Genomic DNA, 13,861 nt, shown 5'->3' with positions numbered 1-13,861 from the left:
CTTTTTTGGGAGCTACTTAAAGCATGGTTTCTTGCGTCCCCTCGCCTCGGCCGATCAGCCGCAAAACCTTCGATTTGTAATCTTCCAATCCAACGCAGCATTCGCACATGCGATTCGCGATCGTCTTTCCGTTGCCGAAGAAGAAACGTTCAAACTGGTTTTGTCTGCCGCCGAATGCGCCGCCGCCTAGCTCCCAGGCTAACCTGAATAGGGCGATACGATCTTTAGCCGCGCTAGAAATTCCCTGCAGATAACTTTCGAGATAAGATTGGTTTTCCGAGTTGAAGTCTGCCTCAAATGGATTCATGATGAGCTGGCTTGCGCTCATCGAGCGGATCATTCGCATCACTACCTCATGCAGGTCGGGAAACTGGATTCCCGCCGCCGTCAGCGGAGCCAGCGCCGGAACATAGCGACCCGAGGGGGTGTAAGAACCTCCGGTTTCGGCGGCAAGACGCAGCGCCTTCAAGTTCTCCAGCCCGGCCATCACTTTGACGAGTTGATTGACGAAGAGGGGTTCTGCCTCCATATTTTGCTCTTCAGCCAACACCTGCAGAAGGCCCAGGAGAAATTCGGTTTTTGCGATATACCGGGTCAGGATGTGATGTCCTGCGTAGGCATGGAAGTTCCCTTCGCGAAACAACCGTTCGCAAAGTTGCTCTTCACCGTAATAAAAAACCCGTTCCCGGGGAACGAGGACTCGGTCGAAGATCACCATCGTATCCATCTCCTCATACCGGCTGGAGAGGGGGTAGTCGTAATTCGAATCGTGTGCATGGCTCTCGCGGCAAATAAACGTCATTCCTTCCAGGTCATTCGGTACCGCAAAGGCAAATGCGGTGGGATTCAATGGCCCTTCCCCCAACATAAAGGTCGGTGTGGGGAGAACGAGGATCTCTTCGCAGGTGGGGCCCTGGGTCGCCATCAGGAATGCGCCGCTCACGACAAGGCCCTCAGGGCGAATATCGATCACCTTGGCGGCAAGGGACTCTTCACGGTCTGCAGGTCCGGACATCTTGCTGGCCAGGGGCTGCACAAAGGCATGCGATAACGTGTTGTCGTTCTCGCGGCAGTATTCGTAATACGCCCGAAGGTTCTGAGCATGCTCCGGCGAGTACTCCTCCAGAGCGGAGGAGGCGGTATAAAATGACATTAAAGCCGTGTTCATATAGTCGGGCGAGCGGCCGAGAAAACCGTGATGGAGATTCGCCCAGATCTCGGACATCTTTCTTCTGCGGACCAGATCTGCGAGATTCGCCGGCGGCAAAAAAGACAAGCCCACGCGCTCCCCGGTTGTCGGCGAAATATACGTCATATCATCCCGATGGTGTTCTTCACACTGCTCATCGTACATCGCAGCCTGCGTCCGAATCAGCCCTCGAAAGGCAGGGTGTTCAGATAACGGAACGTTCACGCGTTCGCCGTTATACCAAAGCCGGATGCGCTGCCGATCAACGCGTTCGATGTACTGTTTTCCATTTTTGATGGGCATGATTATTCCTTGTCCCCTTTGCCTGAATTAATTGAGGTTTTTATATATAGTGCAGGGGAGATCAGGAATGTGCTTCGAAAAATCAAACAGGACCATGCGTCAAACGCATGATCCTGAGAACCTTACAACGATGAGGTAAAAGTCATTCTTATTCGGCAAAAATATGGTTTCCGATCTGAAGCTTCTGCGGCCGCGACCAAATCCACTTGCTGGTAGCCGTCTTCGGATTAAAGTAGTAGAGCGATCCATACGAGGGATCCCAGCCTCGGACTGCATCCAACGCGGCTTGGTAGGCCGTGCTGTCCGGCGTGAGCCAGATTTGTCCGTCATCGACCGCTGTGAAAGCGCCGTCCTGGAATACAACACCGTTGATCGTATCAGGAAATGAGGACGATTGAATCCGGTTCATGACGACTGCACCAACCGCCACCTGTCCCGTATAGGGTTCGCCCCGGGCTTCACTATAGATCACTCGGGCTAACAGATCCATTTCGCTTTGATTTAGCGAATATTTCTTAAGCGCTGCCCAGGTCTGAGCTCCTGCCGCTCCATCGACTTGAAGACCGTAACGCGATTGAAACGTACGTACGGATTGCTGCGTAACCGTGCCGTAATAACCGGTAAGTTGTGTGTTGAAGATGTCCAGTGCCTTCAGCCGGTATTGCAGATCCCAGACATCGCCGTTCGCAGAGCCCAGCTTGAGCGTCTCGGAGGCGGCTTCAGTCTGAGTTGCTCCGCCAAACAGGCCGGTCCCCAGCGCGATCACCATGAGTAGAAGGAATCCTCGGAATTTGTTCATTTCGGGTGACCTCCTTTCCCTACAACATTGTAGGGGAGACCTTGGAGCGGGACAACCCACAACTTTTGTCAGTTGACAGAAGCAGACCTAGAGTTTGGAAAAAATGAAGAAGAAGTTCAGACGCTGCCTCCCGGCCTTCCTGGACTTTGGTCCAGTTTAACTACAGACCATCGCCGTTTTTGTACCGTGGTATTTTATATTATGATAAAGGATAATGACATTGGGAGCGGAACAGGTCCCATACATGGGAAAATAAAAAGCCGAGGGATGCGGGGATATGACGATATTGAAGGAAACTACTGAACTAGGGGACAGGTGGTATCGGCAAGCGGAAAGCAAAGCAGGGCTCTATTTGGCTGCATTGCAGGATCAAATCCGTTCGAAGAGCTACGTGTCCGCGCTGTTCGAGGATTTGACGGAGTGGAGAAGCAAGCACCTTCCGCGCCGCTCGCTGCATTCGTTATGGCGCCGCGGCGCCAAGCCGCCCGATGCCTCCGAGGGTTCGCCGTATCTGGCATGGCTGGCTCGAACAGGGAAGCTGGAGGATTATCTGGAGCGAAGTGTGTCCTACATGTATCTCCGGGATTTGGGCCAAGATTTGTCCGATCCGCGGACCCGCATGAAGATTCAGCACTTGGTGGCGGAGATCAAACGTTGGATGGATCAACCGGCGGGCACGCCTAACGGAGCCTTAGCATCTGAAGTGATGATAAGTCCGGCTTCCGTTTATCGGTGGGCTCAGCGCGAGGGGGTGGAAGAAGCGGCGATTTGGGTCATGGGACGGCTTAAGCGCGCCCGGTCTCATCTCCCTCCGGAAATGGATGCCGAAGAAGCGGAGCGGAAGCTCATCAAAGTGATCCTCGGCGTTGTCATGCACGTCCTCGATGAGATGGACGGGGAGACAAACTCCACGGAACGATCCCGCCGACTGGGAGAGGCAATGAAGATCGGGTATTATTACGGACTCACCTATCCTTATATTGATGACCTCCTGGATTCCGGCGTATTAAATGCCGAAGAGCAGGAACAATATATACGTATGATCCGCATGACGGTCCGAACGGGCATCGTACCCGACATGGGGGAGTGGAGCGGCCGCCATCCGGAGCGGGTCCGATTTATCCAAGCCGAGCTCCGGGAAGCGTATGAATTTATTCGTGGTTATCAGAATCCGGAAACGCAGGATCTCTTTTTCGAGCAATCGTATCTCTTCTTTGAATCTCAGGATGCCGACCGCCAAAAAACCTTGGATCATGGGCATTATTCCAATGAGGAGTTATACCTGCCCATCATCTTGAAATCTGCATCTTCACGACTTATGGTACGTTCTGTGATCTCCGCCCCGCAGGATGAGGAGGTCGACCAGCGCGTTTTCTATTACGGCCTCTACAATCAGTTGGCCGACGATTTCGCGGACATGGATGCCGATCGCGAGGCAGGGGCGGTTACACCCTACACGTATTATTTGACCTACCGGCACGAACGGCCGGATCTCATCAACCCGTTTGAATTATATTGGGCGGTCGTTTCCCATTTGATCCACCACGTCTACCGCTCGGAGCCCCAAACTCGTGAACTCATTTTAACGCGCGCCATCAATGGACTGAAACGAAATCGCAGAAGAGTAGGTGCGGAGCGGTTTCATGAAGTGATGACGATCTTTTCGTTGGGCTCTCCCGCGCTGGAGGAGCTGATCCAACTGCTGGTCCTTCGAGCAGTGGACGTGGATTTCTATGATAAATGGCTGAGGGATCAGATGCTGGCGAAGATGAGAACGAATCGGCAAGAGAAAGAAGAATTCATTCAGCTGGTCCAAAATGCCCGCAGGTACATGAATACGTTGTTGCCGATCTCCACTGCGGCAATGCCACCGATCAAGGAGAACCCCCTGCTGGTCGATGCCGCGAATTACAGCCTGGAAGGAAGCGGGAAGCGGCTTCGACCGATTCTCGCCTGGGTGATGGGTGTGCAGGTGTACGGACTGGATCAGAATGCGCTGTCGCCGTTGTTCCGGGCTCTGGAATACATGCATACGGCTTCCTTGATCTTTGACGATCTGCCTTCGCAGGACAACGCCGCAACCCGGCGGGGCCGGCCGACATTACACGAGTTGCATGGCAGCGCCATCGCCGAGCTGACCGGCATCTTCCTGATCCAGAAGGCGACCCTGGAACAAGCTTCTTTGCAGGCGTTCGACAGTTCCTCTGTGCTTGCACTTCTGCAATACTTATCCCGGAAAGCCGCGGAGATTTGCATAGGGCAAGCGATGGATTTGAACGCCAAAGGGAAGGTGCTGTCGAGAGAGGAGCTGGATCAGGTTTGTTTCTACAAAACGGGGATTGCGTTCGAAGCCTGCTTGGTGGCGCCGGCAATTTTAGCTCGGGTTCCGGAGACGGAAATCGCCATTCTGAAGAAAATCGCCTACCACACGGGCATTGCTTTCCAAATCAAAGACGATCTGCTGGATGAGGAAGGAGATCCGAGTTTACTGGGGAAACCTGCGGGGAAGGACGCCGAGAATGCCAGCTCAACCTATGTAACGGTGCTGGGGCCTAACGCCGCAAGCCAAGCGATGTGGGAGCATTATTGCCTCGCGATGGAAGCGCTCTTGGAGCTCCCGCGACCTCCTGTATTTCTGAAGCATTTGCTGAATTCCATGATCGACCGGAATCATTGACGAACTCTTCATTAGCCGAGCTTTTATTTTATAGCGCCCTTCTCCAAGCGGAGAGGGCGCTTCTTCATGGCCAGCGGTATCGATCCGAAAGCCCTCGCGAACAAATAAAATTTTAAATAAGTCTTGATCTCTGCCACGCTCTCAATTACAATCCTAATTGATAGTGAGAATCAATATCAATTAGGATGAAGGGGGAGACGAATCACCATGTTTAAATTCAGAAACAGGTTTCTGGGTTATACCGCACTTCTTCTGCTCATTGCAGGATTAACCGGCTGTGGAGCCGGGGGAACGTCGGGAGGGACGTCCCATATCGGCAGCCAAGCCGGCTCGCCTGCCGATACAAACCAGGCGGCAGGCGGAGGGGCATTGGTCAGCACCGGGGAAGAAACCCGGATCGTGAAGCATGCGATGGGAGAAACCGAGATCAAAGGCACGCCGCTGAAAGTGGTAACCTTGTTCCAAGGAGCGACCGATGTGGTCGTATCGCTTGGCATGAAACCGGTCGGCGTCGTGGAGTCCTGGGTTCAGCAGCCCGTATATGAGTATCTGCGGGCCGATCTGGAAGGGGTTCCGGTCATTGGCCAGGAGACGCAGCCGAATCTGGAAGAAATACATAAGCTTCAGCCCGATCTGATCTTAGCCACGAAGTCGCGGCATGAAGATATTTATGAGCAGCTGTCGCAAATCGCCCCAACGGTCGTGACGGAAACGCTTTATGACTGGAAGGAAACGCTGGCGAAGGCGGGAGAGGCAATGAACGTCCAAGACAAATCCGACCAACTGCTCGCCGATTGGGAGTCGAGAGTAGCCGACTTCAAGCAGAAAATGGGCGACCGCTTGCCGATCGAAGCGACGATTACCAATTTCAGGGCCGATCAGGTGCGGATTTTCTATATGGGTTATGCGGGGAGAATTCTCAAGGATCTTGGATTTACGAGACCTCCCGGACATGATGATGAGGAAACCTGGGGCGTTCAACTGGCTTCCAAAGAGAGCATTCCGGACATGAACGCCGACATGATCTTCAACTTTAATTCCGGCACCGATACCGCGGCCATTCAGAAAAATTACGAAGAATGGACCAAGAGCAAGCTCTGGACCAACCTGGACGCAGTCAAAAACGGCAAGCTGGTTCAGGTGGATGAAGTGGCATGGAACAGTGCCGGCGGCTACAAAACCGCTCATATGGTGCTCGATGACCTGTACGAATATTTCGAGTTGAAAGAGTGAGGACATGTTTCCGCTTTTTGTACAAGAGAAATCGAAAATAGCGGGACTCGCGGCGCTGTTTATCTTACTTGCCGCCGCGTGTACCGCCAGCATGATATGGGGACGTACGGAAATTACGTTGCCCACGGCGGTGGAGGCCTTCCGGCATTATGACGAGGAGTCCGTCGAACATATCGTGCTTCATACCGAGCGGCTGCCCCGGACAGTCATCGCCGCCGTCGTTGGTGCCGGGCTTGCGGTGGCGGGTGCGCTCATGCAAGCCTTGACCCGCAATTCGCTGGCCTCTCCGAGCGTGTTCGGGATCAATGCCGGAGCGATTTTTTTCATCGTGCTGGCGATTGTGCTGCTGTCCGTGTCCTCCTTAACCACCATGATGTGGTTTGGTTTTGCCGGGGCGGCGATCGCCGCGGGGATCGTATATGCGCTGGGTTCGGTCGGACGGGAGGGCTTATCCCCGATCAAAATCGTTCTAGCCGGTACGGCGATCACCGCGTTGTTTACGTCATTCACGCAAGGGATGCTCGTGCTCAACGGGACCGGGTTGCAAGATGTCCTGTTCTGGCTGGCCGGCTCCGTCAGCGGAAGGACGCTGGAAATGTTGTATCCGGTGTTGCCGTATATGGCGGTAGCCGCCTTGGTGGCTCTATTCATGGGGCGGGCGGTCAACCTGCTGACAACCGGCGATGACATCGCCAAAGGCATGGGGCAGAATGTTCTGCTGGTCAAGACGCTCATGGGAGCCGTTATTGTATTGCTTGCAGGAGGTTCTGTCGCTGTCGCCGGATCCATTGGCCTCGTTGGCCTTGTTGTTCCCCATCTCATGCGCGCTCTGGTCGGGAACGATTATCGCTGGCTCATTCCCTATTCTTTGTTAGGGGGAGCGGTGCTGCTGCTAGGGTCCGATGTGTTCGCGCGATTGATCATCCTGCCGGAGGAACTTCCGCTGGGGGTCGTGACCGCCCTGATTGGCGGACCGTTCTTCGTCTATATCGCCCGCAAGGGAGGGACGAAGTTATGAAGGAAACGCTCGTGGTTCGCACAAAGAAAGAAACGGTATCCTTTCACATCGAGCGTAAGGCGGTGATGGCCATCGCCGTGCTGGTTCTCCTCGTCATTATTGCTGCGGTGGTCGGAACCAGCATGGGCAGCGAGCTGATCTCGCCGCTGGATGTGCTCAGGACGATTTTGGGACTTAACGCCGGGGAGTACGATTTCGTCGTGCTCACGCTCCGGCTGCCGCGCGTGCTGTTGTCTCTGCTTGTCGGGGCGGCGCTGGGCATGTCCGGCGCCATCCTGCAGGGGATCATCCGCAATCCGCTGGCCTCCCCGGATGTCATCGGGATCACCGGCGGCGCGGCGGTAGCGGCGGTTGGCTTCGTCACGCTGCTCGGCGGCGCGATCAGCATCAAGCTGCTGCCGGTATTCGCGGTCGCCGGTGCCCTCGCGACTTCGTTCATCATTTATGCGCTGGCCTGGAAATCCGGGGTGACCCCGATTCGGTTGGTGCTGATCGGGATCGGCATCTCCGCCATTACGGGAGCAGGCACCACGTTCATGCTGATCCTGAGTCCGTTCTTCATCGCCGGGCAAGCCTACATCTGGCTGACGGGCAGCGTGTACGGCGCTTCATGGACCGATGTATACACCCTGGTTCCGGTGATCCTGATTGTCGTGCCGCTGGCCCTGTGGCTTGCACGCAGCCTGAATGCGCAGGCGTTCGGCGACGAGCTGGCCACCGGGCTTGGCGCCGCCGTCCAGCGGCAACGGCTCGGGCTTCTTCTGTGCAGCGTGCTGCTTGCCGGGTTTGCGGTATCCGTCGCCGGTACGCTTGGCTTTGCCGGTCTGATCGCGCCGCACATCGCGAGAAGGTTGGTGGGCCCCTTGTTCGGGAGGCTGCTCCTCGCATCGGCGCCGATCGGAGCTCTGATCGTGCTGGGGGCCGACTTGATCGGACGAACCGCTTTTCTGCCGCTGGATGTTCCGGCCGGGGTATTCACGGCGGGAGTCGGAGCGCCTTTCTTCTTATACTTGCTGTTCAAGAACCGAAACCAATATTGAAGAGGAGGAGAACCGTGAGCATTTTGGAAGCCCAAGACCTCACCATTACTTATGGGGCGGAGCCCGTGATCGAGAACTTGAATTTGACGATACCGAAGGGGAAAATCACGGTCCTGATCGGCAGCAACGGCTGCGGGAAGTCCACGCTGCTGCGGACGATGGCGCGCTTGCAGAAACCGCGCTCAGGCGCGGTGCTGCTGAGCGGGGAAGAGATTGCCAAGCTGCCGACCAAGGAAATCTCAAAGCGGATGTCTATTTTGCCGCAGGGCCCTTCCGCACCGGATGGCCTGACGGTAAGCCAACTTGTTAGACAAGGAAGATATCCGCACCAGAGCTGGCTGAAGCAATGGTCGCGCGAAGACGAACGTAGGGTACGATTTGCGCTTCAGTCCACGCGTTTAACGGAACTGGCGGACCGCCCGGTGGACGCGTTGTCGGGAGGGCAACGCCAGCGCGCCTGGATTGCTATGACACTCGCCCAGGGCGCGGAGATGATGCTGCTCGATGAGCCAACGACCTATCTCGATATGAGTCACCAGATCGAGATCCTTGATCTGCTGTTCGAATTGAACGAGCAGGAGCATCGCACGATCGTAATGGTCCTGCACGATTTGAATCTGGCCTGCCGTTACGCCCATCACATCGTCGCCGTCAACGACAGATCCATTTACGCTCAGGGACGGCCGGAAGATATCGTCACCCGTGAGATGGTCCAAACCGTCTTTCGAATGGATTGCGAGATTGCCGTCGACCCGATGTTCGGCACGCCATTATGCATTCCACATGGGAGGGGCAGGAACATTTATGAAGAACAACAACACTACGGCCACTTGGCTTGAGCCGGATCAATTTCAGGCATTGGCCGCCGACTACCGGCTAACCCGGGAACCCTCCGCCGACCGGGCGTTCTCCATTCCGTTTGCCGATTTGTTGGATCCGGAGCAGAGCTTGAACTATTTTCGCGGGGTAAGCGGTATATTCAAGACCGATTCGCAAACAGCCGCCGTATCGCTGTTCGCCAAACGGTACGCCTTCCTCGTCATTGCCGCCAATTTATACGCGATGTTCCGCTTCAACAAAGGGCTGAACCTGGAGCTTGCGAACGGTTGGATCGAGTCGAGCTACCAGGGGGAAGCCTGGCTGCCCAAGGCGCGGCTCAACGATTGGCAGGTTAGCGAACCCTCGGGCATGCAGCGCGAAGAGTGGCGCGACGAGGTGCTCGAACGGATGTTTGCCGGTAATTTGTCGCGGGTATGGACCGCCGTTTCCCAAACGGTTAAAATTTCCAAAGCGGTGTTATGGGAAAATACGGCGATTTATGTCTACTGGTTGTACGAGAAGAAATTTGCGGAAGGGGCCGATCCCGAGCAGAAGCGGCGGATGGAGGAGGATTATCGCTATCTGCTCCATGACGCGCCGCCCCGAATATTCGGCGAATCGCGGAATCCGCTAAAGCAGTTCGACAGCCCCAAAGTGCTCAGGAGCGGTTATGAGAAACCGTTAAGAGTGCGCAAAACCTGTTGCTTATATTACATTACGTCGGATGAACCGGCCGACTATTGTTCGACATGCCCCAAGCGGACATCCTAAGCTTTACCTTGCAGGGATATGGAAAAATAAGCAGAATATATACGTGAGAGGATTTTCATAAGGAGGAGCTGTTCGATGTCCAACTCCATTTTAGATTGGGAAACCGGGAGCTGGTTAAACCCGCCGTTGTCGGTCAGACGGGAGGGGAGCCAGCTTAAGGTCATTCCGGAAAAAGGCAAGGATTTCTGGAAGAAAACGCTTTACGGTTTTGAATTTGAAGACGGCGCGGCTCTGCTTACCGACTGGCCAACGGACAAAGCGGTGGAGGCGTCCTTTTTGCTGACGACGTTCACCGAGTTGTATGATCAAGCCGGCATCCTGCTATATCACGGACCGGGGCAGTGGATCAAAGCAGGGATCGAAATCAACGACGGAATCCCCCAATTATCCGCCGTAGTCACGGACGGGTATTCGGATTGGTCCTTAACGGCGGTGCCCGAATGGCTGGGAGAAGAGGTCACCCTCCGCGCTTCCCTTATGAAGGATGCCGTCATTATCCGGGCGCGCACGAAGCGCCATGCTTGGCGTACGATCCGGGTGGCCCGGTTCCCTTACCTTTCCGGGAATCAAGCTGGTCCCTTCACATGCTCGCCGACTCGGGACGGCCTGGAGGTTACGTTCACCCGCTGGGCTTTTGCCGAGCAGGATCAGGATCTTCATACGGACCCGCCGACTCCAGAAATGTAATGCGAAAAAATACAACACAAGGAGTAACGCATGCTGAAAGCCTTTATTTTTGATATGGATGGCGTCATCATTGACAGCGAACCGATGCATTTTGAAATGGATCTCTATACGTTACATTCCATCGGCGTCACCTGCAGTAAAGAAAAGCTGGAGCAATATGTGGGAATGACCAATCCGGAGATGTGGAAACTCATTAAGGAAGAATATCGATTGCCGCATTCGGTTGAGGAATTGATTCAATTGCAATTAACGAAAAAATTCGCCTATTTGGATGAAACGGAGATGGAACCGATTGCCGGGATTCGGGAGCTTATTCAGGAGCTTCGTCAAAATAATATTCCGATCGGTCTGGCCTCATCCTCCCCTCGAGCTTTTATTGAGAAGGTGTTGGGCAAATTCGGCCTGCTGCATGAATTCGCGTGCATAACAAGCGGGGAGGAGGTCCCGCAAGGGAAACCCGCTCCGGACGTATACTTGGAAACCGCGAGAGCGATGAACGTGGAGCCTGAGCATTGCTACGTCCTGGAAGATGCCAAACACGGGGTGGCGGCAGCCAAAAGCGCGGGCATGCAATGTATCGGTTTCGTGAATCCCAACTCCGGAAACCAAGATCTGTCGGCAGCTGATTTCACCGTTAAATCGATCCAAGCTATCAACGTCAAGGAGCTTTAACGATGCGGTTTGTTGATATCTTCCGCGAAATGTGATAAGATTCCTGTAACTTATACGAGGGGAGCTGAAAAGGATAATGGATTTTTCTTGCTAAGAAACTTAAAACGGAAAAGCGAAAATTTTTCGCATGTTTTATCTTTCGTAAGCAAGAAAGTTACTTATCCTTTTCACTCCAGCGGAATATTTCGGATCTGACCGACACGACACGTGGGTCGGATTTGCCGTATTTGAATTGAGCTGCGAGAAAGTAACTTTCTTGCGGCTCAATTTTTTTTGCGGGAGGATGGTTTTATGTCATTAATTAAAGTCACGAACCTGACGTTCGCCTACGACGGCACTTACGACAACATTTTCGAGAACGTCAGCTTCCATATCGATACCGATTGGAAATTGGGGTTTACCGGGAGGAACGGACGGGGCAAGACGACTTTTCTTCATCTGCTGATGGGCAAATACGAATACGGCGGGCATATTTCCGCGGATGTCGGTTTCGAGTATTTTCCTTTCGAGATTAAACATCAAGCATACAACACGCTGGATGTCGTGGAGGAGATCGTTCCGGATTACGCTCAGTGGGAGCTGGTGCGCGAGCTTAACCTGCTGCAGGTATCCGACGATGTCTTGTACCGGCCTTTCGACACCTTATCCAACGGGGAGCAGACGAAAGTGATGCTGGCGGCTTTATTCCTGAAGGAAAACCGCTTTCTGCTGATCGACGAACCTACCAACCATCTGGACATGGAGGCGCGGGAACTGGTCGGCGATTATTTAAACCGCAAAAGCGGGTTTATCCTGGTGTCTCATGATCGAGCTTTTCTGGACCGGTGCGTCGACCACGTCCTGTCCATCAATAAGACGAACATCGAGATTCAGAAGGGCAACTTCTCCGTTTGGTGGGAAAATAAAAAGCGCCAGGACAACTACGAGCTGGCCGAAAACGAAAGGCTGCGGAAAGACGTCAAACGCTTGACGGAAGCGGCGAGGCGAACGAGCAACTGGTCGCATGAAGTGGAGAAGACGAAAAACGGTACGCGGAATTCCGGCTCAAAGGTAGATAAGGGCTACATCGGCCATAAAGCAGCTAAGATGATGCAGCGTTCCAAATCGATCGAACAAAGACAGCAAGCGGCCATCGAGGAGAAATCGCAGCTCCTCAAAAATATCGAAACCTCGGAAAGTTTGAAAATCGCACAATTGCCTTACCACAAACCCCAGCTCGCGGAGCTTGACCGTGTTTCGGTTTATTATGGCGAGAAGCAGGCTTGCCGCGATATCAGCTTTACGATTGAGGCAGGAGACCGGATTGCGCTTACCGGGCGAAACGGCTCCGGCAAATCCAGCATTCTGAAGCTGATTTGCGGCGAGGACCTCGCACATACAGGCACGATCCGCAAGGGGAGTCAATTGAAAGTTTCCTATGTGTCCCAGGACACTTCGCGGCTGCAAGGGAACTTGACCGATTTTGCCGGCGCGCATGACCTTGACGAGAGCTTGTTTAAGGCGATTTTGCGAAAGCTGGATTTTTCCAGAATGCAGTTTGAGAAGGATATCGCGGATTACAGCGGCGGCCAAAAGAAGAAGGTGCTGATCGCCAAAAGTCTTTGCGAAAAAGCACATCTGCTCGTATGGGACGAACCGCTGAATTTCATCGACGTAATCTCCCGCATGCAAATCGAAGATTTGCTGCTGGCGTATGCGCCTACGATTTTGTTCGTTGAGCATGACCGGGAATTTTGCGAGAACATCGCCACGAAAGTGATTCAATTGTAATTTGTCCGGCGATTTACAGGGATTCCTAGCGGTGAGAGACAGGATAAGGCTGGTTATAAAAACTATAAAAACGTATAAAAAACGCGCGAGTGTCAGCTCCAGTTGAGAGCTTGATTCGCGCGTTTTTCACGTTGTGATAGAGTCACATGAATAATTTGGGTTGACTCCCTAATTGATAATGAATATCATTATCATATGAGAAAAGGGGGTGAATTTCTGAATACCACAGACGCCAATAAAAAAATGGGGAACCTGTATTACCTCATGATTCTATTTTTGATCGGCCTAATTCTACTGTCTGCCGTATATTCCGTCTCGATCGGGCAGGTGCATATTCCGTTCAAACAAGCCATGCAAATCATGATTCATGCATTGACAAACGGCCAATGGGGGGCGCTGGACCAGGTTGAAAGCGAATCCTACTTGAATATTATTTTGCAAGTCAGGATGCCTCGCGTCATTTTCGCTCTCCTCATCGGCATGGGGCTTTCGTTGTGCGGGGCCGTCATGCAGGCCGTCGTGCAAAATCCGCTCGCTGATCCCTACATCCTCGGCATTTCTTCAGGTGCTTCGCTAGGGGCCACTTTTGCCATTTTGGTCGGGTTTGGAAGCGGCGCTTTATTGTCCCAGTTCGGCGTAGCTTTTGGCGCCTTTGTCGGCGCAATGATCACTTCGTTCGCCGTGCTTGTTCTCTCCAGTATCGGCGGAAAGGCTACTTCGGTGAAGCTCGTATTATCCGGGGTTGTCATCGGCGCTTTGTGCGGCTCGTTTTCGAGCCTGATCATCTATTTTGCCAACAATGCGGAGGGCATTAAGACCGTTACTTTTTGGTCCATGGGCAGTTTGGCTTCATCCAGTTGGGAGAAAGCGCCGGTGCTGGCGG

12 protein-coding genes are annotated in these 13,861 nt (G+C 53.7%); 10 read left to right on the top strand and 2 right to left on the bottom strand.

Annotated features, from left to right (window positions below; genetic code table 11):
- Nucleotides 1-16: 16 nt before the first annotated feature.
- A complete protein-coding gene (locus tag BN3795_RS16310) occupies nucleotides 17-1,492 on the bottom strand; it encodes a 4-hydroxyphenylacetate 3-hydroxylase family protein (protein WP_068785756.1) in 1,476 nt (491 codons plus the stop codon).
- 148 nt (nucleotides 1,493-1,640) lie between these two features.
- Complete coding sequence (sleB, locus tag BN3795_RS16305; protein WP_068785791.1) at nucleotides 1,641-2,261, bottom strand: spore cortex-lytic enzyme; 621 nt, start codon at nucleotides 2,259-2,261, stop codon at nucleotides 1,641-1,643.
- 307 nt (nucleotides 2,262-2,568) lie between these two features.
- Between sleB and BN3795_RS16300 the strand changes: the two genes are divergently transcribed.
- The 10 genes from BN3795_RS16300 to BN3795_RS16255 all read left to right on the top strand — a co-directional run.
- On the top strand, nucleotides 2,569-4,968 hold the full coding sequence (locus BN3795_RS16300) for a polyprenyl synthetase family protein (protein WP_068785755.1): 2,400 nt from the start codon (nucleotides 2,569-2,571) through the stop codon (nucleotides 4,966-4,968).
- A gap of 207 nt (nucleotides 4,969-5,175) precedes the next feature.
- Entirely contained in the window at nucleotides 5,176-6,201 is a 1,026-nt protein-coding gene (locus BN3795_RS16295; protein WP_068785754.1) for an ABC transporter substrate-binding protein, read from the top strand.
- A gap of 4 nt (nucleotides 6,202-6,205) precedes the next feature.
- Nucleotides 6,206-7,219 (top strand): FecCD family ABC transporter permease, encoded by a 1,014-nt coding sequence (locus tag BN3795_RS16290; protein WP_068785753.1) that lies wholly within the window; start codon nucleotides 6,206-6,208, stop codon nucleotides 7,217-7,219.
- On the top strand, nucleotides 7,216-8,259 hold the full coding sequence (locus BN3795_RS16285) for a FecCD family ABC transporter permease (RefSeq protein WP_068785752.1): 1,044 nt from the start codon (nucleotides 7,216-7,218) through the stop codon (nucleotides 8,257-8,259). Before BN3795_RS16290 ends, BN3795_RS16285 begins: the two co-directional genes overlap by 4 nt.
- A 14-nt stretch (nucleotides 8,260-8,273) precedes the next feature.
- Entirely contained in the window at nucleotides 8,274-9,098 is an 825-nt protein-coding gene (locus BN3795_RS16280; RefSeq protein ID WP_068785751.1) for an ABC transporter ATP-binding protein, read from the top strand.
- Nucleotides 9,064-9,849 carry an IucA/IucC family C-terminal-domain containing protein gene (locus tag BN3795_RS16275; RefSeq protein WP_110945212.1) on the top strand — a complete coding sequence of 262 codons (786 nt, stop codon included), beginning with the start codon at nucleotides 9,064-9,066 and terminating at the stop codon, nucleotides 9,847-9,849. The genes BN3795_RS16280 and BN3795_RS16275 overlap by 35 nt, the downstream gene beginning before the upstream one ends.
- Nucleotides 9,850-9,924: 75 nt before the next feature.
- Complete coding sequence (locus BN3795_RS16270; RefSeq protein WP_068785750.1) at nucleotides 9,925-10,536, top strand: DUF1349 domain-containing protein; 612 nt, start codon at nucleotides 9,925-9,927, stop codon at nucleotides 10,534-10,536.
- 30 nt (nucleotides 10,537-10,566) lie between these two features.
- The gene (locus BN3795_RS16265) at nucleotides 10,567-11,208 is read left to right on the top strand and encodes an HAD family hydrolase (protein WP_068785749.1); all 642 of its coding nucleotides are present in this window, start codon (nucleotides 10,567-10,569) and stop codon (nucleotides 11,206-11,208) included.
- A gap of 291 nt (nucleotides 11,209-11,499) precedes the next feature.
- On the top strand, nucleotides 11,500-12,978 hold the full coding sequence (locus BN3795_RS16260; protein ID WP_068785748.1) for an Lsa family ABC-F type ribosomal protection protein: 1,479 nt from the start codon (nucleotides 11,500-11,502) through the stop codon (nucleotides 12,976-12,978).
- A 243-nt stretch (nucleotides 12,979-13,221) separates the two neighbouring features.
- Nucleotides 13,222-13,861: FecCD family ABC transporter permease (locus tag BN3795_RS16255; protein WP_408635039.1), on the top strand; the 640-nt coding region annotated here is incomplete at its 3' end.

The sequence above is a fragment of the Paenibacillus phocaeensis genome (assembly GCF_900021165.1).
GTDB lineage: Bacteria > Bacillota > Bacilli > Paenibacillales > Paenibacillaceae > Fontibacillus > Fontibacillus phocaensis.
Note: the sequence above shows the minus strand (reverse complement) of the source record. Positions and strands in the feature narration are given on the sequence as shown.

Coding starts and splice junctions, on each gene's coding strand:
- BN3795_RS16310 (WP_068785756.1), bottom strand. CDS start 1,492: ATGCCCATCAAAAATGGAAAACAGTACATCGAACGCGTTGATCGGCAG.
- sleB (WP_068785791.1), bottom strand. CDS start 2,261: ATGGTGATCGCGCTGGGGACCGGCCTGTTTGGCGGAGCAACTCAGACT.
- BN3795_RS16300 (WP_068785755.1), top strand. CDS start 2,569: ATGACGATATTGAAGGAAACTACTGAACTAGGGGACAGGTGGTATCGG.
- BN3795_RS16295 (WP_068785754.1), top strand. CDS start 5,176: ATGTTTAAATTCAGAAACAGGTTTCTGGGTTATACCGCACTTCTTCTG.
- BN3795_RS16290 (WP_068785753.1), top strand. CDS start 6,206: ATGTTTCCGCTTTTTGTACAAGAGAAATCGAAAATAGCGGGACTCGCG.
- BN3795_RS16285 (WP_068785752.1), top strand. CDS start 7,216: ATGAAGGAAACGCTCGTGGTTCGCACAAAGAAAGAAACGGTATCCTTT.
- BN3795_RS16275 (WP_110945212.1), top strand. CDS start 9,064: ATGAAGAACAACAACACTACGGCCACTTGGCTTGAGCCGGATCAATTT.
- BN3795_RS16270 (WP_068785750.1), top strand. CDS start 9,925: ATGTCCAACTCCATTTTAGATTGGGAAACCGGGAGCTGGTTAAACCCG.
- BN3795_RS16265 (WP_068785749.1), top strand. CDS start 10,567: ATGCTGAAAGCCTTTATTTTTGATATGGATGGCGTCATCATTGACAGC.
- BN3795_RS16260 (WP_068785748.1), top strand. CDS start 11,500: ATGTCATTAATTAAAGTCACGAACCTGACGTTCGCCTACGACGGCACT.